The organism is Nocardia mikamii NBRC 108933 (genome assembly GCF_001613505.1).
GTDB classification, from domain to species: Bacteria; Actinomycetota; Actinomycetes; order Mycobacteriales; family Mycobacteriaceae; genus Nocardia; species Nocardia mikamii.
In genome coordinates this window covers 19,618-43,991 of record NZ_BDCM01000015.1, presented here as the reverse complement: position 1 = coordinate 43,991, position 24,374 = coordinate 19,618, and the positions used below count along the sequence as shown (strand labels likewise).

The following is a 24,374-nucleotide window of genomic DNA, read 5'->3' as shown; positions in this document are numbered from 1 at the left end:
ACGTCGTTAAGGACACCAGAACATTGTTAAGCTGTCAAGCAATCGACTGGGAGGTGCGATGAAACTCGACGCCAACGCCATCGGCGCGGCCGCGCTGGAGCTGCTGGACGAGACCGGGCTCGACGGCCTGACCATGCGCAAGGTGGCGTCGGCGCTGAATGTGCAGGCGCCGGCGCTCTACTGGCATGTCAAGAACAAGCAGGAACTGCTCGATGTGATGGCGCGCGCGGTCTTCGCCGCCGCGGTCGACCGCGTGGAGGGACCGCGCCGGGGCGAGACCTGGCAGGACTGGATCGCCGAATTGGCCGGGCGCCTGCGCAGTTCGATGCTGCGGCACCGCGACGGCGGGCGACTGCTCGCCGGCACCTACGTCAGCGACGAATCCATGTGGCGCACCATGGAATTGACCCTACGCACGCTGGAGGACGCGGGTTTCTCCGCCGACGAGGCCGGGTGGGTCTTCCCGATCGTCCTGCATTACACGGTCGGATTCGTGATCGAGGAGCAGGCGCGCACCGGTGCGGATTACGGCGCCGACAATCCCTATGCGCATATCGACCGGGCGGTCGACCCCGATCGTTTTCCGCGCACGGCGAATCTGGTCACGAAGCTGTCCGCCGTCGATCCGGACGACGAATTCGACCACGGTGTTCGCGTGATCCTCACCGGCATCCGGACGCTCGCGAACATCGAGCGATGAGCCGGCCTCCGCGGGCCGGCGGCACATCTGCGGCGCCGACGCGCACCCTGGCGGCGGGCGGCGTCGGCGCGCGCAGCGCAACGGCAGCGCCGTTACGGCACAACAGCTTTCGCTGTCACGACACGACCGGCAGGTAGACCTTTCCGCCGGCCTCGGCGAATTCGGCAGACTTCTCGGCCATACCGGCCTCGATGGCCTCCACGTCGGTGAGCCCCTGCTTCTCCGCGTACTCGCGCACGTCGGCGGAGATGCGCATCGAGCAGAACTTCGGACCGCACATCGAGCAGAAGTGTGCCGTCTTGGCAGGTTCGGCGGGCAGCGTTTCGTCGTGGTACTCCCGCGCGGTGTCGGGATCCAGCGACAGCGCGAACTGGTCGTGCCAGCGGAATTCGAAGCGCGCCTTGGACAATGCGTCGTCGCGTTCCTGCGCGCGCGGATGTCCCTTGGCGAGATCGGCCGAATGGGCGGCGATCTTGTAGGTGATCACGCCGGTCTTCACATCGTCGCGATTGGGCAGCCCCAGATGTTCCTTCGGGGTGACGTAGCAGAGCATCGCGGTGCCGGCCTGTGCGATGATCGCCGCCCCGATGGCAGAGGTGATGTGGTCGTAGGCCGGTGCGATATCGGTGGCGAGCGGGCCCAGCGTGTAGAACGGCGCCTCCTCGCACAGCTCCTCCTCGAGCCGCACGTTCTCCACGATCTTGTGCATCGGGACGTGGCCCGGGCCCTCGATCATGACCTGCACGCCATAGGATTTCGCGATCTTGGTCAGCTCGCCGAGCGTGCGCAGTTCGGCGAACTGCGCCTCGTCGTTGGCATCCGCGATCGAACCGGGCCGCAACCCGTCGCCGAGCGAGAAGGTGATGTCGTATTTCGCCAGGATCTCGCACAGTTCCGCGAAGTTGGTGTACAGGAACGATTCCTGGTGGTGAGCCAGACACCATGCCGCCATGATCGAACCGCCGCGCGAGACGATGCCGGTGACGCGCTTGGCGGTCAGCGGGACGTACCGCAGCAGCACCCCCGCGTGCACGGTCATGTAGTCGACGCCCTGCTCGGCCTGCTCGATCACGGTGTCGCGATAGATTTCCCAGGTCAGCTGGGTCGGATCGCCGTTCACCTTCTCCAGCGCCTGGTAGATCGGCACGGTGCCGACCGGTACCGGCGAATTCCGCAGGATCCACTCGCGGGTCTCGTGGATGTTCTTACCGGTGGACAGGTCCATGATGGTGTCGGCGCCCCAGCGGGTGGCCCACACCATCTTCTCCACCTCTTCGGCGATCGAGGAGGTGACCGCGGAGTTGCCGATATTGGCGTTGATCTTCACCGCGAACTTCTTGCCGATGATCATCGGCTCGCATTCGGGGTGGTTGTGGTTGGCGGGGATCACGGCCCGGCCGGCGGCCACCTCGTCGCGAACCAGTTCCGGCGAAACACCCTCGCGCGCAGCGATATACCGCATCTCGGCGGTGATCGCCCCGGCTCTCGCCCAGGCCAGCTGAGTACGTGGTCCCGGCACGTCCGGTTCGGCCCAGCCGGCGCGGAGCTTCGGCAGTCCGGCCTCCAGATCGATCGTGGCCGAATCGTCGGTGTACGGGCCGGAGGTGTCGTAGACGTCGAAGTGCTCGCCGTTGGTCAGGTTGATCCGGCGGACCGGGATGCGCAACGTCGTCCCGTCGGCGTCGATCTGCTCGTAGTGCTTTGCGCTGCCCGCGATGGGGCCGGTGGTGACATGGTTCGACGACATGTGAACTCAATCCTCCCTACGCCGGCATTACCCGGTCAGGTTCGTACGGTCGACGGCCCTGAACCGCCCGAATGGGCTAGCCGTCCTCTCAGCCCGCTGGTGCGAGCCCCCGTTGGCACGATGTGGTACCCGGCCGAGGGTACCGCGCGACCGTGGGGCGCGTCACCGGGACCGCGATCGGCCCCTGAATCGGACTCGGTAGTCGAACCGGCCCCGCTACGTCGAATACAGTGCGTCGATCTCGTCGGCGAAGTCGCGCAGGACCACGTTGCGCTTGAGCTTGAGGGACGGGGTGAGATAGCCGTTGGCCTCGGTGAATTCGGTGCGCAGCAGCCTGAACTTCCGGACCGCCTCGGCTCGGGATACGGCCGCGTTGCCGTCGTCGACGGCGGCCTGGATCGCGCCCAGCAGCTCCGGGTCGGAACCGAGGTCGGCGACGGTGGCCTCGGAGGGCTTGCCGTGCAACTGCTTCCAGATCGGGAAGTGCTCGCTGTCGACGGTCACCAGGCAGGTGACGAAAGGTTTGGCGTCGCCGACGACCACGACTTCGCCGATGATGGCGTGGGCTCGAATGCGGTCTTCGATCACCGCCGGGGCGACGTTCTTGCCGCCGGCCGTCACGATGAGTTCTTTCTTGCGGCCGGTGATGGAGAGGTAGCCCTCGTCGTCGAGTGAGCCGATGTCGCCGGTGGCGAACCAGTCGTCGCGGAAGGTGTTCGCGGTGGCCACGGGGTTGTTCCAATAGCCGGGGAACATCTGGGGGCCCCGCAGCAGGATTTCGCCGTCGTCATCGATGCGAACCGTGGTGCCCGGCACCGGCTGGCCGACGGTTCCGATCTTCGGCCGGTCGTCCGGGTTGAAGGTGGCGATTCCGGAGGTTTCGGTCAGTCCGTAACCCTCCAGCACCGTGAAACCGACGCCGCGGAAGAAGTGCCCCAGCCGTTCGCCGAGGGGAGCACCGCCGGAGAGGGCGTGCGTGGCCCGGCCACCGAGCGCGGCCCGCAGTTTGCGATACACCAGACGGTCGAACAGCTGATGGCGTAAGCGCAGTCCCAGCGGGATGTGGTCGTTGTCCGAGGCGCGGCTGTAGGCGATCGCCGTATCGGCCGCGATGTCGAAGATCCGGCCCCGGTGCGTCAACTGCGCCTGCGTGCGTGCCGCGTTGAAGACCTTCTCGAAAACCCTCGGTACGCCGAGGATCAACGTCGGCCGGAAGGTTCCCAGCTCGTCGGTGACGTTCTTGACGTCACCGACGTGACCGATCTTGATCGGCACGAGCGCGGCGGCCACCTCGACGATCCGCCCGAACACATGGGCCAGCGGCAGAAACAGCAGGACCGACGACTCTCCCGTGCGGAACAGTTGCGGCAGGCGTGCGGTCGTATTGCTCAGTTCGCCGAGGAAGTTGCCGTGGGTGATCCGGCATCCTTTGGGCCGGCCGGTGGTGCCGGAGGTGTAGACGACGGTCGCGAGAGAGTCCGCCGCGATCGCGGACCGCCGTTCGTCCAGCGCCGCGTCGGTGACCTCGGCGCCGGCTCGCGCGAGGGTGGCGACCGCGTCCGCCTCGATCTCCCAGATGTGCGCGAGATCGGGCACCTGTTCTTGCACCTTGCCCACGACGGCCGTGTGCGCGGGGGTTTCCGTGATCACCGCGACGGCTCCCGAATCGGAGAGTATCCATTGCACCTGTTCGGCGGAGGACGTCTCGTACACCGGAACGGTGACGGCCGCGGCACACCAGATGGCGAAATCGAGCAGTGTCCACTCGTACCGGGTGCGCGACATGATCGCCACCCGGTCGCCCGGTTCGATACCGGTGGCGATCAGGCCTTTGGCCGCCGCCCGCACCTCGGCGAGGAATTCGACCGCGGTCAGGTCTTCCCATCGGGAGTCGCGTTTTCGAGCGATGACCGCGACGTCGGGATACTGTTCGGCGTTGCGGTGGACGAGGTCGCCGAGTGTGGCGCCGGGGGGAACTTCGTGTAGGGCCGGCAGGCTGTATTCGCGCATAGCTGCTCCTCATAAGCCGCGCTGCCGATGACGTTCACCGCGCTGAACAGGCTGGGAAAGCGTGCTGTGATGCCTATCACATTATAGTCTCGCCGCACAGTTGCGTTCGGTCGTAAGTGAGCCCGGCTACCGTGCGCGAGCGCGTCCGAAGCGACGGCCGACCGGTTGTGACGCCAGGAAGGTGCCCACCGCCGATCAGCGGCGAGCGGGCAGGATCTCGCCGCTGACCTCGCCCAACGCGATTCGCGCGCCGCCGGGGCCAGGGGCCGTCGCGGTGAGAAGGACCGTATCCCCGTCGGCGAGGAAGGTCCGCTCACAGCCGCCGATATCGACAGGGTGGGCGCCGTTGCCGGACAGTTCCATGAACGACCCACTCTGGTCCCGCCGGGGTCCCGAGATCGTGCCGGAGGCGAACAGATCGCCGGGCCGGGTGCCGGCGCCGTTGACGGTCAGATGGGCCAGCATCTGCGCCGCGGACCAGTACATCGCGCGATAGGGTGGCGCGCTCACGGGCACGCCGTTCCAATGCACCCGCACGTCGATGTCGAATCCCCAATCCTGGTGTCCCCGTAGATAGGAAAGCGGTTCGGGTGTTTGCTCCGGCACCGCGATCCGGGCGGATTCCAGCGCCGCGAGCGGAGTGATCCACGCCGCCAGCGAGGTGGCGAACGATTTGCCGAGAAACGGGCCGAGCGGCTGTCCCTCCCACGCCTGGATGTCGCGGGCCGACCAATCGTTGACCAGCGCCACGCCGAAGACGTGATCGGCGAAGTCGTCCACCGCGATCGACGTGCCGACCTCGGAACCGAGGCCGACGACGAAGCCGAGTTCCGCTTCGATGTCCAGCCGCGCCGACGGCGCGAATTCCGGTGCGCCCGAGTCGGTCCGGCGCTGCCCACAGGGTCGGATCACCGGCGTGCCCGAGACCATCACGCTGCCCGCGCGGCCGTGATAGCCGACCGGCAGATGACGCCAATTCGGCAGCAGCGCTTCACCGTTCGGCCGCAGGTACCCGCCGAGCCGGGTGGCGTGGTCGATACTGGCGTAGAAGTCCACGTAGTCGCCGATGGAAATCGGCAACTTCAGCCGCACCGAATCCAGCGAATGAATCGCTTCGGCGGGCAGCGGAGCGCGCGCGGCTTCCCGCAATCGTTCGCGCACGGTGTGCCAGTGGACCGGACCTCGAGCGAGAAAGTCGTTCACAGTCGGTTGCGCGAAGCGCGAATCTTCCAGTAGCGCAGCGATATCCAGCACATACGCGCCGAGCCGGACGCCCACGCGGAACGGCCCGCCGGGTGGTGCGAAGACTCCGTAGGGCAGGTTGTCCGGTCCGAACGGGTCATCGTCGGCCACGTTCAACCGCACCCTCGCGGTCACGCTCGCTCCGAACTCGGCCCGCGCCCCGACCAGGTCCACGCATAGTCCGGATCCTCGCAGGCCAGGGCCCCCTCGCCGAGCCCCAGCGGGCGGAAGGTGTCGACCATCACCGCGAGTTCGTCGAAGAATTCCACGCCGATACTGCGTTCGTAGGCGCCCGGCTGCGGACCGTGCGCATATCCGCCCGGATGCACCGAGACCGATCCCGGTCCGATCCCGGACCCGCGGCGGGCTTCGTAGTTTCCGCCGCAGTAGAACAGGATCTCGTCGGAGTCGACATTGGAGTGGTAGTAGGGCACCGGAATCGACAGCGGGTGGTAGTCGACCTTGCGGGGCACGAAATCGCAGATCACGAAGTTGGCGCCCGCGAAGGCCTGATGCACCGGGGGTGGCTGGTGCACGCGGCCGGTGATCGGTTCGAAATCGGCGATATTGAACCGGTACGGATACAGGCAACCGTCCCAGCCCACCACGTCGAACGGGTGATCGGCGTACACCATTCGGGTGCCGAGTATTTCGCCGCCGGGTCGATGTTTCACCAGCACCTCGACCTCGGTCCCGGACTCTTGCAGCGGTTCGGCCGGACCGTGCAGATCCCGCTCGCAGTACGGCGAATTCTCCAGGAACTGGCCGAATGCGGACAGATACCGCTTCGGTGCGGTGATATGTCCGGTCGCCTCGACGATGTAGCCGCGCAGCGGTTCCGGTCCGTCCGGCCGCCAGCGATGCGTGGTCGCCCGCGGCAGCAGCACATGATCGCCGGCGCGTACCGGCAGCCGCCCGAAGACGGTGTCCACCACACCGGAACCGGCCTCGACGTAGACGAGTTCGTCACCGATCGCGTTGCGGTACAAGGGGGATTCGCGCAGCGCCGCCACATAGGAGATGCGCACGTCGTCGTTGCCGAGGATCAGGCGGCGGCCGGTCACGACATCGGTCTGCGCGAGCACGGACTCGGGGAACAGTTCGTGCAGCCGCAGGTGCCGGTGCCGCAGGGGATGGTTGGGCACGGTCCGCGAATTCGGCGGCCGCCACGCGGAGGAGTCGACGATCGCCGGCGGCAGGCCGCGGTGATAGAGCAGCGACGAGTCCCCGGTGAAACCCTCCTCGCCCATCAGCTCCTCGTAGAGCAGCTGCCCCCGTGCGTCACGATGCTGGGTGTGCCGCTTCGGCGGTAGGGAACCCAGTTGCCGATAGAACGCCATACCGCTCTCCCGCCGGGTCGCTGGTCGAATGGACGCCGATTTCCATTTTAGCTAGCGCGATTGCCGGAGAGTGCGCGGTTTGGTCGGCAGATCTACCAGTCGGGCGGCGGTTTCGCGGCAGTCGCTCAGGCCGAGCGCAGCGCCCGATAGACCGCCGCGCCGACGAAGGCGCCCAGATCCTGCGGCGTCCACGTGTCGCCCTCGGTCACCAGGGTGCGCACCGCGCCCTCACCGGCGGATACCCACAGCTCCACCAGCGCGGGCAGTTTGCGCTCCGCGTCGACGGTTCCCCACGCCTCCAGGGTGGGCCGCAACCGGCGGGTGCACCGCTCGACCGCGAAGCTGCGCCCGCGCCCGAACGAACTCGCCACCGCCGGATCGGGATTGCCGTGCAGCAGTTTCCAGGTGTCGGGACGTTTGGAGACGGTCTCCAGCAGGGCGCGGAAGCCCTCGATGAAGACCTCCTCGTCGGCCTCGACCCGGCGCGGTGGGAGGGCGTCCATGATGCCGGCCAGCAGCAGCCCCTCCTCGCGCTGGATCAGGGCGTTGATGAGTTCGACGCGGTCGGCGAAGCAGGCATAGACCACCGGCCGGGTCACGGTCAGGCGTTCGGCCACGGCGGCGATGGTGACGGCCGCGATACCCTCGTCCGCCGCGATGCGCAGCGCCGCGTCCAGAACCTGTGGGCGTCGGCGTTCGGGGCCGAGATGCTGGGCCCGTTGACGCGGTCGTACCGCGGATTCCGAAGCCATGGCGAACAAGATAGCAGTGGTAGAGGCCGATTATGCGGGTCGGATCGGGTCGTCGGCGGGCAGGTGTCGCGCCGAGGCTCGGCCGCTGGCGGATATCGAATGCGAGCACATTCCGAGCAAATCGCCGCGAGGCGGCGCACGATTGAGAAAAGTGAATCGCGGATGGACTGGTCGGCCCACATAAGTTACCCCGTATTCTCTAGTCTCGGCCGGTTACGGTTGCGTAAGTGAACGCGGGTACGGCAACCTCCGACGGAGAACATCCCACGATGGCGAGGAGGCCCTGAGCGTGTCGCACTACAAGGCGAACATTCGGGATATCGAGTTCAACTTGTTCGAGGTGTTGGGGATCGGTGCGTTGCTGGAGGCCGGCGCGTACGGCGATCTGGATACCGAAACCGCACGCGGAATGCTCACCGAGGTGCAGCGGTTGGCCGAGGGGCCGGTAGCCGAGTCGTTCGTCGACGCCGATCGCAATCCGATCTCGTTCGATGCCGCCGAGCACGAGGTCGTCGTGCCGGACCCACTGCGCAAGACGGTCGCGGCGGTCAACGAGGCCGGCTGGTCCGGGCTGGGCATGCCCGAGGAGATGGGTGGGGCCGACGCCCCGTCGCCGCTGATCTGGGCCATCCAGGAAATGATCGTCGCGGCGAACAATTCGGCCAGCTTCTTCAATATGGGCCCGCTCATGCATCAGGTGCTCTATCGCGAGGGCACCGAGGAACAGCGCCGGTGGGCCGAGCACGCGTGGGCAAACCGCTGGGGCGGAACGATGGTGCTCACCGAACCCGATGCCGGATCCGATGTCGGCATGGGCCGCACCAAGGCGATCCAGCAGCCCGACGGCACCTGGCACATCGAAGGCGTGAAGCGCTTCATCTCCGGCGGTGACGTCGGCGATACCGCCGACAACATCTTCCACCTCACCCTGGCGCGGCCCGAGGGCGCCGGCCCGGGTACCAAGGGCCTGTCGCTGTTCGTGGTGCCGAAGTACCTGTTCGACTCGCAGACAATGGAATTGGGCGAGCGCAACGGCGTGCTGGTGACCAATCTCGAACACAAGATGGGCATCAAGTCCTCGCCCACCTGCGAGCTGACCTACGGCGGCGACAAGCCCGCGGTCGGTTACCTGGTCGGCGAGGTGCACAACGGCATCGCGCAGATGTTCAAGGTCATCGAGAACGCGCGCATGATGGTCGGCGTGCTGTCGGCGGGAACGCTGTCCACCGGATACCTGAACGCACTGGAGTACGCGAAGTCTCGCGTCCAGGGCGCCGACCTGACCCAGATGGCCGACAAGACCGCCCCGCGCGTCACCATCACCCATCACCCGGACGTCCGGCGCAGCCTGGCGCTGCAGAAGTCCTATGCGGAGGGTCTGCGGGCGCTGTACCTGTACACCGCGGCGTACCAGAACGACGATGTGGCACAGGCGAATTTCGGCGCCGACCCCGATACCGCCGCGCGAGTCAACGATCTGCTGTTGCCGATCGTCAAGGGCGTCGGCTCGGAACGGGCGTACGAAACCCTCACCGAGACGCTGCAGACGTTCGGTGGATCGGGATATCTGCAGGACTACCCGATCGAGCAGTACATCCGCGACGTGAAGATCGACTCGCTGTACGAGGGCACGACCGCGATCCAGGCGCAGGACTTCTTCTTCCGCAAGATCGTTCGCGACAAGGGCGTGGCGCTGGCACATGTCGCGGGGCTGATTCAGCAGTTCACCGAGAGCGAGCCCGACACCCTGAAGGCGGAGAAGACCCTGCTGGGTGCCGCGCTCGCCGATGTGCAGGCGATGGCGACCGCGCTCACCGGCTATCTGGTGGCCGCGGCGCAGACGCCGGAGGAGATCTACAAGGTCGGCCTCGGTTCGGTGCGCTTCCTGCATGCCGTCGGCGATCTCGTCATCGGCTGGCGGCTGCTCGCGCAGGCCCAGATCGCCCAGGCCGCGCTGGCCGGACAGCCGTCGGAGAAGGATCGGCTGTTCTACACCGGAAAGGTCGGTGTCGCATCGTGGTTCGCCAAGAACCAGCTGCCGCTGCTGAGCGGCGTGCGGGCCGTGGTGGAGAACCTCGACACCGACATCATGCGGTTGGAGGAGGGCGCCTTCTAGGCGCAAGACCTCTCACCGCGCACACGGCCGGCCGGGAAATCCCGGCCGGCCGTGGCGTATTCGTGTCCGACTCGCCCGCGTGCGGTACCCGAATGCGGGTACAACTGTCGGCATGGTGTTCCCGATGGCCTTCGGCTGGATCCAGGCATTGCTGGCGGTGCTCTTCGTCGTCGCGATCGCGATGCTGGTCACGGCCGTCCTCCGCGCCCGGAAAGCGGGCTGGCGCAGGCATATCGGGCGCGGCGCGAGCGGTCTGGTGGTGCTGCTGGTGGCGGTCGTCCTGCTGTGGGCGGTGACACTGCTGCAGACCTACCTCGGGCTGACCGGCGAGGTGAAGGCCGCACACGTCGTCGTGAAAAGCGTTGCGGGCAGCGACCATACCCTCGATGTGGAGCTCACCCTCTACGGCGACGGTCATCACGACGAGACCCGTCAGACCTATCGGATCGAGGGCGATCTGTGGGCGCTACAGGCCGACATCGTGGAATTGGAACCGTGGGTCAACGCGCTCGGCTTCCATTCCGGCTACAAGGTGACCCGGCTCTACGGGCAGCGCCTCGACGGCACCGCGGTGAGTCAGCACCAGACCATGCTCAACGGCGGCGACGGTGACTTCTTCACCGACATGCGCGATCACAGCTGGTACACCGAACCGTTCATCCGCTCGGCATACGGCAACGCGGTGATCGCGATGCCCGGCAGCTACGACGTCTACATCTCCCACGACGCCATCAAGACCCGGCAGAGCTGACCTCCGGCCCCGCCTGCTGCTCCGAGAATTCGACCACCACGGGTGCGTGATCGCTGGCGCCCTTCCCTTTTCGCTCCTCACGGTCGACGCAGGCGTCGGCGGCGCGGGCGCTCAGCGCGGGTGAGGCGAGGACGAAATCGATGCGCATACCCTCCTTGCGCGGAAAGCGCAGCTGGGTGTAGTCCCAGTAGGTGTAGACACCCGGGCCCGGGGCGAACGGGCGCATCACATCGGTGAATCCCGCCGCCACGACGGCCTCGAACGCGGCGCGCTCCGGCGCCGAGGTGTGCGTCTTGTGCGCGAAGAATTCCGGCGACCACACGTCGTCGTCGGTGGGGGCGATATTCCAGTCGCCGCACAGTGCGATCTGCGCCGACGGATCGGCCCGCAGCCACGCATCCCCGGAATCGCGCAGGGCCGCAAGCCATTCCAGCTTGTAGGTGTAGTGCGGATCGGTCAGCGTGCGCCCGTTGGGTACGTACAGGCTCCACACCCGGACGCCACCGCAGGTGGCGCCGATCGCCCGGGCCTCCACCACCGGCGCGCTCAGCAGCGAGGCCTCGGCGTCCTTGTCGAATCCGGGCTGGCCCGGGAAGGTGACCTCGACGTCGTCGATGCCAACCCGGGAGGCGATCGCCACTCCGTTCCACTGACTGAAGCCGGTGTGCACGATCTCGTAGCCGGCTTCCTCGAACCGCTCGGCCGGGAACTGGTCGTCGCGGCATTTGGTTTCCTGGATGGCCAGCACATCGATATCGGCGCGATCCAGCCACGACACGACCCGATCCACGCGAGATCGAATCGAATTCACATTCCAGGTGGCCAACCGCATGAAGGGAGATTAGTCGGCCGGTTCACTCCCGCCGGTGGCGGCCCGCGTCGGGGTCCGGGGCGGCGTAGCGGTAGTTGTGGTGGTCGACGAAGCCCATCTCCCGGTACATCGCGAGGGCCGCGGCGTTGTTCGCCTCCACCTGGACGTAGGCGTGGGTGGCGCCGCGCTTGTAGCCCCAGTTGATCAACTCGGCGCAGACGAGGGTGCCCAGGCCGTGACGGCGGTGTGGGGCGGCGACCGCGAGACAGCTCAGCCCGATCCAGCGGCGGCCGTCGGGGGCGGTGGTGAGGGCGCCGCGGCCGATCGCCAGCGGGGTGGGCAGGCCCAGCGCGGCGAAACCGAGTTCACCGTCGCGGACCGCGGTGAGCACGGCGGTGTCCGGCAGCGGCGCGGCCACGTCGACGGTGTCCTCGCCGCGGTGCCGGTGTAATTCCAGCCACGACGGATGCGGACCCTCGTCGATGCGGACCATCGACGGACCCTGCGGCAGGACGAACGTGGAGATATCGATGCCGAGCACCATTGTCTCGCCCCAGGTGAGCCAGCCCGGCGGCACCGGAGCCAGGCGATCGGGGAGCCGAAGTTGCAGCGGCAGGCCGTGTTCGGTGTACCACTCGCCGATGCGGTGCAGCGTGCGCATGTCGAGGGCGGCGTTGCGACCCGATTCGCCCAGCGGCACAGCGGAATTCGCGCGATGGGTGTACCCGTTGCCGATGCTGCACAGCCAGCCGTCGAACCAGGCCCGTTCGAGCCCGGGCCAGCCGTCGATAGCCGCCGCTTCCAGCGCCCGGATCTCACCGATCCGAATCGGCCTCGGGCCCAGTGCTTTCACCGCCACCACCCGATCGGTGGCGATGGTCACCACGGTGCCGTCGGAGGTGCGGACCTGCACCGGATCCGGTGCCACGAGCTCGCCGATCACATCCGTGAACTGCTGTGGATAACCCTCGGGCAGGCGGTACCGCACCACCACCCGGCGCCCGATCGGGATATCGGGACGGTCAGTCGTCATGTCCGAACGGATCCGGTACCTCGCCCGGCACCCAGCTCAAACCCGGTGTGCCCCAGCCGTTGCGCTTGATCGCCTTCTTCGCGGCGCGGGCGTTGCGGCCGATCAGCACGTCCACGTAGAGGAATCCGTCGAGGTGGCCGACCTCGTGCTGGAGCATGCGGGCGAAGAACCCCTCGCCCTCGATGGTGACCGGCTCGCCGTGTTCGTCGGTGCCGGTGACCCGCGCCCAGGCCGCGCGGCCGGTGGGGAACTGTTCACCCGGAACGGAGAGGCAGCCCTCCTCGTCGTCGTCGGGATCGGGCATGGTTTCGGGGATCTCGGAGGTTTCCAGCACCGGGTTGATCACCGCGCCGCGCCGCCGCCGCACCGAACCGTCGGGCTGCGCGTCGGGGCAGTCGTAGACGAACAGCCGCAGCGATTCACCGACCTGATTGGCGGCCAGCCCGACTCCGTTGGCGGCGTCGAGGGTTTCGTACATGTCCGCGATCAGGCCGGCGAGCTCGTCCGGCGACTGCGACACCTGCCGGGTCGGGTTGTGCAGCACCGGATCGCCGACGATGCGGATCGGGAGAATCGCCATGGTGGCACACTTTACGCGGCGCCGCGTGTACGGCCCGACACGCCGTACGACGCCTCGGTGAACGGGTGTGCCGCGTGGTTGAATGACGACGACTGTCGTCCGTTGTTGATTCGGCGAGGGAGCGATATGGACAGCGCAGCGGCCCGGAATCTATCCGCAAGCGAGGACAGCTCCGCGAGCGAAGAGATCGCGGCAGTGGTCGAAGGCGCCTCCGGCGCGGTGGTCGAGGTAGCCCCCGAGGGTGGGGTAGACGGTCTCACCCGCCGCGAACTGGAAATCCTCGATTTCGAGCGCAAGTGGTGGAAGTACGCGGGCGCCAAGGAAGAAGCCATCCGGGACCTGTTCGCGATGTCGGCCACCCGCTACTACCAGGTCCTCAACGCCGTCGTCGACAAGCCCGAGGCACTGGCCGCCGATCCGATGCTGGTGAAACGGCTGCGCCGGTTGCGGGCCAGCCGGCAGAAATCGCGGGCGGCGCGGCGGCTGGGCTTTCAGGTCTGACCGGCGGATGTCCGATGCGCGCGCTCGCTCATCCCTGCGACTAGGGTCGACACCGTGAGCAACCCGAATCCGCCCTCCGGTGGACCGCCGCTGCGAGCACTCGCGATGGTGCTGATCGCGCTGGCCATCGTCTTCGCGGGCCTCGGCGCGATGGCGCTGTCGAATTCGACGTCCGACTCCGCTGCCGCGGAGACCTCGGATACCGAGACGACGGCCGCCCCGATCACCACCACCCGCGCCGCCGCCACGACGCCCTCGACGACGGCGGCCACGACCACCGCGGCCCCGGCGACCACGCTCACGACGACCACCGCGGCGCCGACCAGCACCGCGGCCGGTGTGGACAAGTCCGTCCCGGTCCGGGTGCTGAACAACAGCACCGTCGCCGGCCTGGCCTCCAAGACCGGGAGCCAGCTCACCGCGGCGGGCTTCGATGTCACCGAGACCGGCAACTACCCCGGTGGTGTGATCGCGAAAACAACTGTCTACTACGGAAATTCCCCGCACGAACGGGAGACTGCCCAGGCGATCGCGAATGAGCTGGGCGTATCGGCCGAGCCGCGTTTCGCCGGAATCGCGGACTCGCCGCCGGGCGTCATCGTCATCGTCACCGGTAACTAGAACCCAACCGAGCCCCACCAGTGCGGTGCACAACGGCTCTGGCATCATCTTGTCCGGTAAGGAATCTGTTCAACCAGCACTACTCGTAAACTCGGTACTCGTAAAGGAGTTCTCCGATGGCCCCCTCCGCAACCCGTCGCCCGTCCTGGCGGACTGTGACCCCGATGCTGGCGATCGCGGCTTTCGGCCTGGTCGCATGCAGCAACAGCCAGGAGTCGAGCGACGTCAAGGGGACCACCCCCGCGGTGTGGACCGGTAGCGCCGGTCCGGCGGAGAACTCCGGCACCAGCGCCGAGCAGACCCCGCCCTCCGGCGATTCGGTGTCGGTGCAGTTGAAGGATCCCTCGGGCGCGCAGGTCGGCACCGCCACCATCGCCAAATCGGGCGACAAGCTGCAGATCACCGTCGACGCCCACGGCCTGCAGCCGGGCTTCCACGGCCTGCACATCCACCAGAACGGCAAGTGCGAGCCGAACTCCACCGCCCCGTCCGGCGGCGCGCCGGGCAACTTCCTCTCGGCCGGTGGCCATCTGCAGGTGGGCGACGCGAACACCCACCCGGCCAGCGGCGATCTGACCTCGCTCGAGGTCGGTAAGGACGGCACCGCGAAGCTGGTGACCACCACCGACGCCGTGACGCTGGACCAGATCAAGGGCAAGGCGCTGATGATCCACGCCGGCGCCGACAACTTCGGCAACATCCCGAACCGCTACCTGCAGGCCAACGGTGGCGCGCCCGGGCCCGATGCCGAAACTCTGGCAACCGGCGACGCGGGCGGCCGGGTCGCCTGCGGCGTCATCGGGTAAGAGCGGATTCGTCATGGGTGGGGCTGGCTCTCGAACGGTTCCCTGGAACGGCTCGCCCCGCCCGACGCTGGGCGTCGAATGGGAGATCGCGCTCGTCGACAAACAGACGCGCAATCTCTCCAATACGGCCGCCGCGGTCTTCGACCAGGTCGGTGATCTGCGGGCGCCCAACGGGCCGCCGCACGTCACCAAGGAGCTGCTGAAGAACACGGTCGAACTGGTCAGCGGTGTCCACGACACCGTCGGCGAGGTGGTCGACGAGATGCACACCACGATGGACACCGTGCGCGCGGCCGCCGACCGGGTCGGTGTGGATCTGTTCTGCGCGGGCACCCATCCGTTCGCCCAGTGGTCGACGCAACAGCTGACCCGCTCCGAGCATTACGACGAGCTGATCAGCCGCACCCAGTGGTGGGGGCGTCAGATGCTGATCTGGGGCGTGCACGTGCACGTGGGAGTCTCGCATCCGGAGAAGGTTTTTCCGATTCTCAACACACTGCTGCTCTCGTATCCGCATCTGCTGGCGCTGTCGGCGTCCTCACCGATGTGGGCCGGCATCGATACCGGGTACGCGAGCAATCGCGCCCTGATGTTCCAGCAGCTGCCGACCGCCGGATTGCCGTTCCAGTTCGAGAACTGGTCGCAGTTCGAGTCCTTCGTGCACGACCAGATGAAGACCGGTGTGTTCGAACAGCTCGGCGGTATGCACTGGGATATCCGCCCCGCGCCGAAGTGGGGGACCATCGAGGTTCGTGTATGCGACGGAATCCCCAGTCGCTTCGAACTTTCCGCACTCGTCGCGCTGATCCACTGCCTGATCGTGGATCTGGATCGCCGGGTGGAGGCGGGGGAGACCATGCCCACCCTGCCGCCGTGGCATGTGCAGGAGAACAAGTGGCGCGCAGCGCGTTACGGGCTGGACGCGATCATCATCACCGACTCCGACAGCAACGAGCGGCTGGTCACCGACGATCTGATGGATCTGCTGGACCGATTGCAACCCACCGCGAAATTGCTGCAGTGCGAGAACGAACTCGCGCGCGTGCCCGATATCGTCGAACGCGGGGCGTCGTATCAACGGCAGCGGCGAGTGGCGGCCGCCGCGCAGGGCGATCTCGTGGCGGTGGTGGACGCGCTGGTCAAGGAACTGAACAGCTGAGCCGTCGCTCCTCGTGCCCGACCGGTAGGAATCGGGCGACCTGCTCGTCGGCGAGGAAATCCAGCAGCAACCGGTTCATCAGCTCGGGCTTTTCCAACGGCCATCGCCGCATACGTGATCGGCCCGGGCACATCGGCGGTCCTGCCGTGTCCGCGGCGCTCCGGGACGAACACCCGATAGTGCCGGGCCAGCTCGCCCACCTGCTGTCCCCACGACTCGGCCGTCCCCAGCCCGCCGTGCAACAACACCACCGACGCACCGTCCCCGTGTACCTCGTAGTAGGTCCGCAACCCGGCCGCGTCGACGTATTCACCCATGCGTGCAGTCTGGCCCGAACGCACGGCTCGCGTCACCGGCCTGCTCGGTGTGGGACGGAACTCACCGGTTCCTTCGTGCAGCAACGGCTTTCGACTATCGCTGTTGGCCGGCGCGCTGGAATTCGCGCCAGGCCTTCTGGGTTTCGGTGAGCTTCGGGCGGGGCGTCCGGTTGCGGAAGAAGTTCACCACCATCGTCACCGGAACGATGAATGCGTGGAAGAAGATCAGATACGAGCCGCCGTCGAAGAGGAAGGCGAGGTAGAAGGCGTAGCCGAGGAAGAGGCCGCCGAAGATGCCGTTGAAGGATCGTGACGCGCTGCTCTGCCCCTGCTGCACCGACGCCATGGCGATCATGACGATCCCGCTGATCGCGAGCAGAGCGACATACCAAGTGAACATGGTTCGAACTGTGGCAGCGCGGCCCTGGTAATCGCTTACGGAAAAGTTGTCGCGGCGAGCGCTCGCCGCGGCAATGGCACAGATCACATCCGTCGCCGACGTTTCCGCTGCGCGAGGGGCGGCGTTCATGACCTGTTTACGATGATCGGGTGCTGCTCGATGATCCGCGTTCCGACTTCGGTGACGCTCGCCGTGGGCGGTTCCGGAAGTGGTCGCCGCACATCGGGGTCCGCGTGCTGGTCATCGCGGTCCCGGCGCTGCTGATCGTGTTGCAGATCCTGGCCGCGCGCAACAACTTCGAGGGCCCGCTGCACAGCCTCTGGGAGGATTTCGCCGGGACACCCAAATCGGTTTCCGTGCCGTGGGCGGGGCTGGCCCTGGCGCTGGTCGGATTGTCGTGGCGGTGGCGGTTTCTCACTGTGGGTGCGGCGGTGATCGTCGATGCCGTCTGCGCGACGATTCGCGTGCTGCTCGGCGGTCCGCTGACCGTCGGCAACGGCGCGGTCATCGCCCTCACCGCGGTGGTGCTGATCGCCTGGCTCGGCTGGGAGGGTACGCGCCGACGCAACGCCCTGCGGGCGGCGGCACTCGGATCGCTGCTGATCATCGCCACCAAGATCGGTGATGTGTGGCTGCACTTCACGGTGGTGGCCGGCCCCGACGTCCGCGACCGCTATCTGGTGCTGGCCGATCACGCTTTCGGCGAACCGGCCTGGGTGATGGGCCGGGTGATCGACGCCCTGGGCCCGGCGGTCTACGGCGTCTTGCATTGGGTCTACATCGAATTGCCGGTGGCCGCGATGGTGGTGGCGGTCTGGCAGTTGCGCAAGGTGGTGCGCACCGGGGTATGGCCCCGGCACTATCTGGTTCGCACCTTCCTGGTGCTGGGACTGGTCGGCCCGGTGATCTACCTGATCTTCCCGGTGGTCGGGCCGATGTTCGCCTTCGGGCCGGACGGACACGGTTTGCAGGTCGGCAACTATTGGCCGCATCTGGTGCCGCCCACCGACTACCACCCGACGCCGATGCCGTTCGACCGATACACGCCGCGCAACTGCATGCCCTCGATGCACACCGCCTGGGCGACCGCGGTTTTCCTGCACACCCGCCGCGACAACGACGGTGCGCCCGCACCCCGCTGGGTGCGCTGGCCCGGGACGTTCTGGTTGCTGGCGACGCTGTCGGCCACCCTGGGTTTCGGCTATCACTACGGCGCCGACCTGCTGGCCGGCGCGGTGCTGGCCCTGACCGTCGAGTCGGTGTTGCGCGCCCCCGAGCGCGGCTGGGATCGGGGGCGCGCACTGCTGGTCGCCGCCGGCTTCACACTGCTGATCGGCCTGCTGCTCGCCTACCGGTATCTGGCGGTGTGGATGGCCGAGTACCCGCTGCCCGCCGGGATCATCGCGCTCGGTTTGTTCGCCGGATTCGTGTCGGCGTTCTACCGCACCTGGTTCGCGCGCCCGGCCGCGTATGTGGCGGAACCGGTCGCGGTGTAGCGGTGTTCGGCCGTCGCGTCGTCATTCGTCGGGAAGGTCCTCGTCACCCAGTTCGTTGATCAGCAGCAGCCCGTCGCGGTGGCGTTGCTCCCGATAGGCCGTCCGGCCGACCAGGTGGGCGATGGCCGGTGCGGTGACGAGTGTGAACAGGCCGACGAGCACCAGCATCCAGACATTGGGATGGCCGCGCAGCTGGATCGCCGAACCGATCAGCATCAGGATCAGGCCGACGACCTGAGGTTTCGTCGCCGCGTGCATGCGCGAGAGGGTGTCGGGGAAGCGCACGATCGCCACCGCGGCGGTGGCGGCGAGGAATGCCCCGAGCAGGATGGTCCCGTACGACAACCAGATCAGCGCGGAATGGAAGAGGCCGCTCATGTGTCGTCCCGCACCCGGAAACGCGTGACCGCGGCCGACCCCAGGAAGCCGACCAGCGACAGCGCGACGATGCCGGGCACCACCGTGGTGTCGTCGCTGTAGGCGGCCCACACCGCCAAACCCGCCGCGGCGATGCCGACCAGCGAATCGATGCCGACCACCCGGTCCAGCGTGCCGGGACCGGCCAGCACCCGGAAGGAGGTGAAAGCCGCGGCGGCCGCCAGGAGCACGCCCGCCACGATCGCGACAAAGGTCATGAATCTACCTCCTGTTTCTTGCCTTCGAAGGCCCTGATCAGCAGGCCCTCCAAGCGGCGGGTGATGTAGTAGAACTTCTCGACCGCGTCGTCGCTGCCGACGTCGAGTACGTGCACCCACGCCACCCCGGCTACCCGGTCCAGCTCCAGCACCATCGTGCCGGGGATCAGATTGAGCACGTCGGCGCACAGCACCATCACCAGATCCGAGTCGATCGCGAGCCGCACCCGCAGCACACCCGAGACCGGCGCACCGGCCGGGCGTACCGCGAACCACGCGATCTGCACACTGGATTCGATCGCGTAATAGGCGGTGAGCATGATCAATTCGAGCAGCGGCAGCACCCGTAGCCCGCCGTTCACCGGCACCCGCGGCAGCGGCAGCAGCACCATGATCAGAATGCCGACCACCAGCCCGGCGAGCAGATTCGCGACGCTGGCGTTACCCCACAGCGCGGTGTAGACGACGGCGAGCCAGATCAGCACGCCGATGCGGACCAGTCGTTCCCGCGTCATCGGTGGCCTCCCGACTGCCACGTCTCCGGCGGCCCGAGCACGGTGTCCAGATATCGGTGCGGATCGTTGAGATCCTCGGCCGCGCGCTGGCAGATGCCCAGGATCGGGCCGGCGAACACCGTCAACGCGACCCCGACCACGATCAACGCCGCCGTCGGAGCCACCATCAGCCGGGGCATGCGGCCGGGGTCGACACGGTCGTCGAACAGCACATCGGTGGATTCGTCGATGAGCGCCGAGGGAGCGGCGTCGGCCAGCTCACCCTCCGGGGCCTGTACGCGCGGCCGCCAGAACGCTTTGCTCCACACCCGCGCCATGACGTACAGCGTGAGCAGGCTGGTCACCACCGCGCCGGCGATCAGCATCCAGGCCAGCGCGCTTCCGTCGGCGGCACCCGCCTGCAACAGCCGCACCTTGCCGATATATCCGGAAAACGGCGGAATTCCACCGAGATTCAGCGCCGGAATGCCGAACAGCAGGGCCAGCGCCGGACTCGCGGCCAGCAAACCGCCCAATCGGCTCAGCGACGCCGATCCGGCCTGCCGCTCGATCAGGCCCACCACCAGGAACAGCGTGGTCTGGACCAGAATGTGGTGCACCACATAGAACACCGTGCCGGTGGTGCCGCCGACGGAATTCAGCCCCACCCCGAACATCAGATAGCCGATATGGCTGACCAGGGTGAACGACAGCAGACGCTTGATATCGCTCTGTGCGATCGCACCCAGGATGCCGATCACCATGGTGAGCAGGCCGCACACCAGCAGCACATTGTCGAAAGTGCCGGCCGGCAGCAACAGCGAGTGCACCCGGATGATCGCGTACACACCGACTTTCGTCAGCAGGCCCGCGAAAACGGCCGTGACGGGTGCGGGCGCGGTCGGATACGAATCCGGCAGCCAGTTCGACAGCGGGAACACCGCGGCCTTGATGCCGAAAGCCACCAGCAGCACCGCACAGATCGCGCCGCGCACGCCCAGCGGCACCGTGCCCATCCGCACCGACATATCGGCCAGATTCAGGGTGCCCGTCGCCGCGTACGCCACCGCGATGCCGGTGAGGAAGATCAGCGACGACACCATCGACACCATCACATACGAGACCCCGGCCCGGACCCGGTCGGCGCTGGCGCCGAGCGTGAGCAGGACGAACGAGGCGGCCAGCAGTACCTCGAATCCGACGAACAGATTGAACAGGTCACCGGCCAGGAAGGCGAGCGAAACGCCCGCGCTCAGAATCAGATACGTCGGCTGGAAGATCGAGGTCGGCTGGCGTTCGGTGCCGTCGCTGATACCCTGCCCGACCGCGAAGATCAACACCGCGAGCAGCACGATCGACGACACCAGCAGCATGCCCGCCGACAGCCGGTCGACCACCAGCGTGATGCCGATCGGTGTCTCCCAGCCGCCGACCTGCACCGCCCCCATGCCGTCGCGGTCGGCCAGGTACAGCAGCACCCCGGAGATCGCGACCACCGTCGTCAACGCCGCCACCGAAATCGCCTGCTGCACGCGCGCTTTACGACCCACGATCAGGGTCGCGGCCGCGGTGAGCAGCGGAATCAGCACCGGAAGGGGGCAGAGCGCGGGGAGTAGACCGGGAGACGGGCTCATCGCTCGGGATCCTCGCCCTCGCGCTTCGCCGCGACCTTCACATCCTCGGGGTCGTCCTCGACCTGTTCCGTGGTGGTCAGCGCGAAGGCCCGATAGGCCAGGGCGAGAACGAACGCGGCCAAACCCATGGTGATGACGATCGAGGTGAGAATCATCGCCTGTGCGAGCGGATCGGCCGGATCGTGATGTCGCCGATCCGATTCGCCGAGTATCGGCGGCCGCCCGTCCGGACCGCTCATGGTGAGGATCAGCAGGTTCACCGCATTGCCGAACAGGATCAATCCCAGCAGCATCTTCGACACCGCGCGTTCGAGCACCAGATACACCCCGCAGGCGACCATGATCCCGATCAGGGCCAGCATGGTGATGTTCGCGCTCATCGCATCCCTCCCTTCGTCGAAGACGTCGTGCCGTCCAGGAATTCGATATCGAGGCGCGCGCCCAGGCTGCGCAGCACATCCAGCACCAGACCCACCACGATCAGATACACGCCCAGGTCGAACAGCATCGCGGTGACGAATTTGATGTGCCCGAGCACCGGCAGCGTGACCTCGATGATGGCCGAGGACAGCGGCGGCGCGCCCAGCAGCAGCGATCCGGTCGCGGTGCCCGCCGACAGCACCAGCCCGGCGCCCAGCACATGTCCGGCGTCGACCGGCAGCGCCTCGGCCAGTTCGTAGCGGCCGCCGGCCAGATAGCGCAGGACCAGTGCCAATCCGGCGGTGAGACCGCCCGCGAAACCGCCGCCCGGGGCGTTGTGCCCGGCGAAGAAGAAATACGCCGACAGCACCATGATGGTCGGGAACAGCATCCGGGTGGTCATCGCCATCACCATCGACCGGTCCCGCGGCGCGACCAGTGGACTGGCCCGCAACCAGTAGGACCGCTCCGGATCGGGGATATAGCCGGGGGCCTCGGAGACGCGCGGCAGGGTGCCGAATCGGCGGCTGCGGAACATCAGCGAGGCGACACCGGTGGCCGCGACCACCAGCACCGAGATCTCACCGAGGGTGTCCCACGCCCGGATGTCGACGAGCAGAACGTTCACCGCGTTCTTCCCGCCGCCGAAACTGTAGGCCGCGGAAGGGATTCGATGCCAGATCGGTTCCGTGCTGCGGGCCGCGGTGGCGAACGCCGCCACGATCACCACCGCGGCTCCGACGGCCACGGACAAGATGGCGCGGCGCACCTTCAGCGCGGCGGTGCGGATGGGTTCGATCTCGGCGGAGAACTTCCGCAGCACCAGCACGAAGATCACCAAAGTCAGCGTCTCGACCAGGAATTGGGTGAGGGCGAGATCCGGCGCGCCGTGCAGGGCGAAGATCACACCGCAGCCGTAGCCGGTGACACCGACGAACAGCACGCTGGCGAGCCGGTTGCGCATGACGGTGGCGCCCAGGGCCATGGCCGCCATCACCAACGCGATCACCAGTTGCAGTGAGGAGTCCCACGCCCGCACCGAGATACGTGAACGCGCGCCGATGAACAGCACGGCCAAGGGCAGCACCACGACCGTGGTCAGGATCAGACCCTGGTTCAGCGGCAGCGAACCACGCTGGGTGGCACCGGTCATACGCAGCGACAGCTGATCCATCGCGCGCAGCACGGCGTCGTAGACCCGGTCGGCGTTGCCGAGGCGTGGATTCACCGATTCGCCGATCCGGTCGCGGATCTCGAACAGCACCAGACCGCACGCGATGGCGATCAGGGTCAGAGTGAGCGGGGTGCCCCAGCCGTGCCACAGCGCCAGATGCGCCTGCAGCGGACCCAGTGTGCGGGCATAAGGCGAGAGCAGCCGGTCCATCCAGGGCGACGCGAGACCGGCGGCCAGCGAGGCCGCGGCCAGCACGGCCGGCGGCGCGACGAACAGCGCGCTCGGCCGATGCCAGGGCGGTTCCGGTTCGGGCACGCCCTCGGTGACGCGTGTGGTGCCGAACGCACCCCACACCATGCGTGCGCTGTAGCCGACGGTGAACATCGACCCGAGCACGATGCCGATCGCGACGGCGATCCGAACCGGCGCGCTCAGATTGCCCGCGTCCAGTTCGGCCGCGAAAGCGCTTTCCTTGCCGACGAATCCGAACAGCGGCGGAATCGCGGCCATACTCAGCGCGGCGATCGTCGCGACCGCGCACAGCACCGGCGCGCGCCGGCCGATTCCGGAGAGCCGGCGCAGATCGCGGGTGCCCGCACTGTGATCGATGATGCCGACCACCATGAACAGACATCCCTTGAACAGCGCGTGCGCGACCAGCAGCGCCGCACCGGCCAGCGCCGCCTCCGGCGTGCCGGTGCCGACCAGTACCAGCAGGAATCCGAGTTGGCTCACGGTGCCGAACGCGAGCACCAGTTTCAGGTCGTAGACCTGTAGTGACCGCAGGCCGGCCAGCAGCATCGACAGGATCCCGAGCGTGAGCACGATCGGATGCCACACCGGCGCCTCGGCCAGCCCCGGAGCCAGCCGCGCGACCAGGTAGATACCGGCCTTCACCATCGCGGCGGCGTGCAGATAGGCGCTCACCGGGGTGGGCGCGATCATCGCGCCGGGCAACCAGAAGTGCAGCGGCACGATCGCCGATTTGCTCAGCGCGCCGATCAGGATCAGCACCACCGCGATATTGGTCGACCAGTCGTGCGGATCGGCCCGCGCCACCACATCCGACAGCAGGTAGCTGTCACAGCGCTGCCCGAGCAGGACCAGGCCCACCAGCATCGCCAAACCGCCCGCGGCGGTGACCAGCAGCGCCTGCAATGCCGCGCGACGGCCGGTGCTCTGCTCGGCGTGATGGCCCACCAGCAGGAACGACAGCACCGTGGTGAGCTCCCAGAAAGTGAACAGCACCAGCATGTTGTCGCTGACGACCAATCCGAACATGGCCCCGGCGAAGGCCACCAGATAGCCGGCGAAGATGCCCAGGCGGGCTCGATCGTCGTCGTCGAAATATTCGGCGCAATAGGCCAATACCAGCGCGCCCACGCCCAGGACCAGCACCGACATGATGGAGGCGAGGCTGTCCAGACGCAGATCCAGATTCATGTGGATCTCCGGCGCCCAGGCGATCCGGACTTCGGTGTCGCTGTTCCAGTTCGCGATGACCCATACCAGCCCGGCCAGGGGCGCCAGGGCGATCGGGTAGAACCCGCGCCTTCCCCATACGCGCACAGCGAGCGGTGCGAGCAGGGCGGCACAAGCATGGGCTAGCAGGATGGCGAGCAAACGTCACTCCGT

Annotated in this window: 24 protein-coding genes; 8 read left to right on the top strand and 16 right to left on the bottom strand. The window is 67.3% G+C overall.

The window, feature by feature from the left end:
- The first annotated feature begins 58 nt into the window (after nt 1–58).
- Nucleotides 59–700, top strand: a complete 642-nt coding sequence (locus NMI01S_RS24995; RefSeq protein WP_063001151.1) for a TetR/AcrR family transcriptional regulator C-terminal domain-containing protein — start codon at nt 59–61, stop codon at nt 698–700.
- A gap of 115 nt (nt 701–815) precedes the next feature.
- Here the strand turns inward: NMI01S_RS24995 and thiC are convergent, their stop codons facing one another.
- The 5 genes from thiC to NMI01S_RS24970 all read right to left on the bottom strand — a co-directional run bounded on the left by thiC (nt 816) and on the right by NMI01S_RS24970 (nt 7,791).
- Nucleotides 816–2,447: a phosphomethylpyrimidine synthase ThiC gene (gene thiC / locus NMI01S_RS24990; protein ID WP_063001149.1), complete on the bottom strand. Its 1,632-nt coding sequence runs from the start codon at nt 2,445–2,447 to the stop codon at nt 816–818.
- A gap of 216 nt (nt 2,448–2,663) precedes the next feature.
- Nucleotides 2,664–4,457: an AMP-dependent synthetase/ligase gene (locus NMI01S_RS24985; protein WP_063001147.1), complete on the bottom strand. Its 1,794-nt coding sequence runs from the start codon at nt 4,455–4,457 to the stop codon at nt 2,664–2,666.
- A gap of 195 nt (nt 4,458–4,652) precedes the next feature.
- Entirely contained in the window at nt 4,653–5,834 is a 1,182-nt protein-coding gene (gene fahA / locus NMI01S_RS24980) for a fumarylacetoacetase (RefSeq protein ID WP_245717012.1), read from the bottom strand.
- Nucleotides 5,831–7,039 carry a homogentisate 1,2-dioxygenase gene (locus NMI01S_RS24975; RefSeq protein ID WP_063001145.1) on the bottom strand — a complete coding sequence of 403 codons (1,209 nt, stop codon included), beginning with the start codon at nt 7,037–7,039 and terminating at the stop codon, nt 5,831–5,833. Before NMI01S_RS24975 ends, fahA begins: the two co-directional genes overlap by 4 nt.
- A gap of 125 nt (nt 7,040–7,164) precedes the next feature.
- Nucleotides 7,165–7,791 (bottom strand): TetR/AcrR family transcriptional regulator, encoded by a 627-nt coding sequence (locus tag NMI01S_RS24970; protein ID WP_063001144.1) that lies wholly within the window; start codon nt 7,789–7,791, stop codon nt 7,165–7,167.
- 289 nt (nt 7,792–8,080) lie between these two features.
- Between NMI01S_RS24970 and NMI01S_RS24965 the strand changes: the two genes are divergently transcribed.
- Together NMI01S_RS24965 and NMI01S_RS24960 are read left to right on the top strand one after the other, a co-directional pair.
- Nucleotides 8,081–9,907 (top strand): acyl-CoA dehydrogenase, encoded by a 1,827-nt coding sequence (locus tag NMI01S_RS24965; protein ID WP_063001143.1) that lies wholly within the window; start codon nt 8,081–8,083, stop codon nt 9,905–9,907.
- 112 nt (nt 9,908–10,019) lie between these two features.
- Nucleotides 10,020–10,658 (top strand): hypothetical protein, encoded by a 639-nt coding sequence (locus NMI01S_RS24960; RefSeq protein WP_063001136.1) that lies wholly within the window; start codon nt 10,020–10,022, stop codon nt 10,656–10,658.
- On the opposite strand, the gene NMI01S_RS24955 is transcribed toward NMI01S_RS24960, so the two are convergent.
- The 3 genes from NMI01S_RS24955 to NMI01S_RS24945 are packed head-to-tail and all read right to left on the bottom strand — an operon-like array spanning nt 10,639 to nt 13,082.
- Complete coding sequence (locus tag NMI01S_RS24955) at nt 10,639–11,490, bottom strand: exodeoxyribonuclease III (RefSeq protein WP_063001134.1); 852 nt, start codon at nt 11,488–11,490, stop codon at nt 10,639–10,641. The two genes, NMI01S_RS24960 and NMI01S_RS24955, sit on opposite strands and share 20 nt — an antisense overlap.
- 22 nt (nt 11,491–11,512) lie before the next feature.
- Nucleotides 11,513–12,502, bottom strand: a complete 990-nt coding sequence (locus NMI01S_RS24950; RefSeq protein ID WP_063001132.1) for an N-acetylglutamate synthase, CG3035 family — start codon at nt 12,500–12,502, stop codon at nt 11,513–11,515.
- Nucleotides 12,492–13,082, bottom strand: coding sequence for a peptide deformylase (locus NMI01S_RS24945; RefSeq protein WP_063001130.1), 591 nt, complete (start codon nt 13,080–13,082; stop codon nt 12,492–12,494). The genes NMI01S_RS24950 and NMI01S_RS24945 overlap by 11 nt, the downstream gene beginning before the upstream one ends.
- A 126-nt stretch (nt 13,083–13,208) precedes the next feature.
- On the opposite strand from NMI01S_RS24945, the gene napA reads away from it, so the two are divergent.
- From napA to NMI01S_RS24925, 4 genes are all read left to right on the top strand, one after another.
- Nucleotides 13,209–13,583 (top strand): nucleoid-associated protein NapA, encoded by a 375-nt coding sequence (gene napA, locus NMI01S_RS24940; protein ID WP_063001128.1) that lies wholly within the window; start codon nt 13,209–13,211, stop codon nt 13,581–13,583.
- Between the two features lie 54 nt (nt 13,584–13,637).
- The gene (locus NMI01S_RS24935) at nt 13,638–14,204 is read left to right on the top strand and encodes a LytR C-terminal domain-containing protein (RefSeq protein ID WP_063001126.1); all 567 of its coding nucleotides are present in this window, start codon (nt 13,638–13,640) and stop codon (nt 14,202–14,204) included.
- A 116-nt stretch (nt 14,205–14,320) separates the two neighbouring features.
- Nucleotides 14,321–15,010: a superoxide dismutase[Cu-Zn] gene (gene sodC / locus NMI01S_RS24930; RefSeq protein ID WP_063001124.1), complete on the top strand. Its 690-nt coding sequence runs from the start codon at nt 14,321–14,323 to the stop codon at nt 15,008–15,010.
- A gap of 13 nt (nt 15,011–15,023) precedes the next feature.
- Entirely contained in the window at nt 15,024–16,169 is a 1,146-nt protein-coding gene (locus NMI01S_RS24925) for a glutamate--cysteine ligase (protein WP_036506306.1), read from the top strand.
- Here NMI01S_RS24925 and NMI01S_RS35040 read toward each other — a convergent pair.
- Both NMI01S_RS35040 and NMI01S_RS24920 read right to left on the bottom strand, forming a co-directional pair.
- On the bottom strand, nt 16,085–16,486 hold the full coding sequence (locus NMI01S_RS35040; protein WP_157126352.1) for an alpha/beta fold hydrolase: 402 nt from the start codon (nt 16,484–16,486) through the stop codon (nt 16,085–16,087). The genes NMI01S_RS24925 and NMI01S_RS35040 overlap by 85 nt on opposite strands.
- Nucleotides 16,487–16,580: 94 nt before the next feature.
- Nucleotides 16,581–17,015 (bottom strand): hypothetical protein, encoded by a 435-nt coding sequence (locus NMI01S_RS24920; protein ID WP_245717011.1) that lies wholly within the window; start codon nt 17,013–17,015, stop codon nt 16,581–16,583.
- Between the two features lie 92 nt (nt 17,016–17,107).
- Here NMI01S_RS24920 and NMI01S_RS24915 point away from each other — a divergent pair, with 92 nt between their 5' ends.
- Complete coding sequence (locus NMI01S_RS24915; protein ID WP_063001294.1) at nt 17,108–18,382, top strand: phosphatase PAP2 family protein; 1,275 nt, start codon at nt 17,108–17,110, stop codon at nt 18,380–18,382.
- A gap of 21 nt (nt 18,383–18,403) precedes the next feature.
- Here the strand turns inward: NMI01S_RS24915 and mnhG are convergent, their stop codons facing one another.
- The 6 genes from mnhG to NMI01S_RS24885 are packed head-to-tail and all read right to left on the bottom strand — an operon-like array spanning nt 18,404 to nt 24,362.
- Nucleotides 18,404–18,760 carry a monovalent cation/H(+) antiporter subunit G gene (gene mnhG / locus NMI01S_RS24910; RefSeq protein ID WP_063001121.1) on the bottom strand — a complete coding sequence of 119 codons (357 nt, stop codon included), beginning with the start codon at nt 18,758–18,760 and terminating at the stop codon, nt 18,404–18,406.
- Nucleotides 18,757–19,017, bottom strand: a complete 261-nt coding sequence (locus tag NMI01S_RS24905; protein ID WP_063001120.1) for a monovalent cation/H+ antiporter complex subunit F — start codon at nt 19,015–19,017, stop codon at nt 18,757–18,759. Before NMI01S_RS24905 ends, mnhG begins: the two co-directional genes overlap by 4 nt.
- Nucleotides 19,014–19,532, bottom strand: coding sequence for a Na+/H+ antiporter subunit E (locus NMI01S_RS24900; protein ID WP_063001119.1), 519 nt, complete (start codon nt 19,530–19,532; stop codon nt 19,014–19,016). Before NMI01S_RS24900 ends, NMI01S_RS24905 begins: the two co-directional genes overlap by 4 nt.
- A complete protein-coding gene (locus NMI01S_RS24895) occupies nt 19,529–21,145 on the bottom strand; it encodes a Na+/H+ antiporter subunit D (RefSeq protein ID WP_063001118.1) in 1,617 nt (538 codons plus the stop codon). Before NMI01S_RS24895 ends, NMI01S_RS24900 begins: the two co-directional genes overlap by 4 nt.
- The gene (locus NMI01S_RS24890; protein ID WP_063001116.1) at nt 21,142–21,525 is read right to left on the bottom strand and encodes a Na(+)/H(+) antiporter subunit C; all 384 of its coding nucleotides are present in this window, start codon (nt 21,523–21,525) and stop codon (nt 21,142–21,144) included. The genes NMI01S_RS24895 and NMI01S_RS24890 overlap by 4 nt, the downstream gene beginning before the upstream one ends.
- Nucleotides 21,522–24,362 carry a Na+/H+ antiporter subunit A gene (locus tag NMI01S_RS24885; protein WP_063001114.1) on the bottom strand — a complete coding sequence of 947 codons (2,841 nt, stop codon included), beginning with the start codon at nt 24,360–24,362 and terminating at the stop codon, nt 21,522–21,524. The genes NMI01S_RS24890 and NMI01S_RS24885 overlap by 4 nt, the downstream gene beginning before the upstream one ends.
- Nucleotides 24,363–24,374 lie beyond the last annotated feature (12 nt).

Coding starts and splice junctions, on each gene's coding strand:
- NMI01S_RS24995 (WP_063001151.1), top strand. CDS start 59: ATGAAACTCGACGCCAACGCCATCGGCGCGGCCGCGCTGGAGCTGCTG.
- thiC (WP_063001149.1), bottom strand. CDS start 2,447: ATGTCGTCGAACCATGTCACCACCGGCCCCATCGCGGGCAGCGCAAAG.
- NMI01S_RS24985 (WP_063001147.1), bottom strand. CDS start 4,457: ATGCGCGAATACAGCCTGCCGGCCCTACACGAAGTTCCCCCCGGCGCC.
- NMI01S_RS24975 (WP_063001145.1), bottom strand. CDS start 7,039: ATGGCGTTCTATCGGCAACTGGGTTCCCTACCGCCGAAGCGGCACACC.
- NMI01S_RS24970 (WP_063001144.1), bottom strand. CDS start 7,791: ATGGCTTCGGAATCCGCGGTACGACCGCGTCAACGGGCCCAGCATCTC.
- NMI01S_RS24960 (WP_063001136.1), top strand. CDS start 10,020: ATGGTGTTCCCGATGGCCTTCGGCTGGATCCAGGCATTGCTGGCGGTG.
- NMI01S_RS24955 (WP_063001134.1), bottom strand. CDS start 11,490: ATGCGGTTGGCCACCTGGAATGTGAATTCGATTCGATCTCGCGTGGAT.
- NMI01S_RS24950 (WP_063001132.1), bottom strand. CDS start 12,502: ATGACGACTGACCGTCCCGATATCCCGATCGGGCGCCGGGTGGTGGTG.
- NMI01S_RS24945 (WP_063001130.1), bottom strand. CDS start 13,082: ATGGCGATTCTCCCGATCCGCATCGTCGGCGATCCGGTGCTGCACAAC.
- napA (WP_063001128.1), top strand. CDS start 13,209: ATGGACAGCGCAGCGGCCCGGAATCTATCCGCAAGCGAGGACAGCTCC.
- sodC (WP_063001124.1), top strand. CDS start 14,321: ATGGCCCCCTCCGCAACCCGTCGCCCGTCCTGGCGGACTGTGACCCCG.
- NMI01S_RS24925 (WP_036506306.1), top strand. CDS start 15,024: ATGGGTGGGGCTGGCTCTCGAACGGTTCCCTGGAACGGCTCGCCCCGC.
- NMI01S_RS35040 (WP_157126352.1), bottom strand. CDS start 16,486: ATGGGTGAATACGTCGACGCGGCCGGGTTGCGGACCTACTACGAGGTA.
- NMI01S_RS24920 (WP_245717011.1), bottom strand. CDS start 17,015: ATGAACGCCGCCCCTCGCGCAGCGGAAACGTCGGCGACGGATGTGATC.
- mnhG (WP_063001121.1), bottom strand. CDS start 18,760: ATGAGCGGCCTCTTCCATTCCGCGCTGATCTGGTTGTCGTACGGGACC.
- NMI01S_RS24905 (WP_063001120.1), bottom strand. CDS start 19,017: ATGACCTTTGTCGCGATCGTGGCGGGCGTGCTCCTGGCGGCCGCCGCG.
- NMI01S_RS24900 (WP_063001119.1), bottom strand. CDS start 19,532: ATGACGCGGGAACGACTGGTCCGCATCGGCGTGCTGATCTGGCTCGCC.
- NMI01S_RS24895 (WP_063001118.1), bottom strand. CDS start 21,145: ATGAGCCCGTCTCCCGGTCTACTCCCCGCGCTCTGCCCCCTTCCGGTG.
- NMI01S_RS24890 (WP_063001116.1), bottom strand. CDS start 21,525: ATGAGCGCGAACATCACCATGCTGGCCCTGATCGGGATCATGGTCGCC.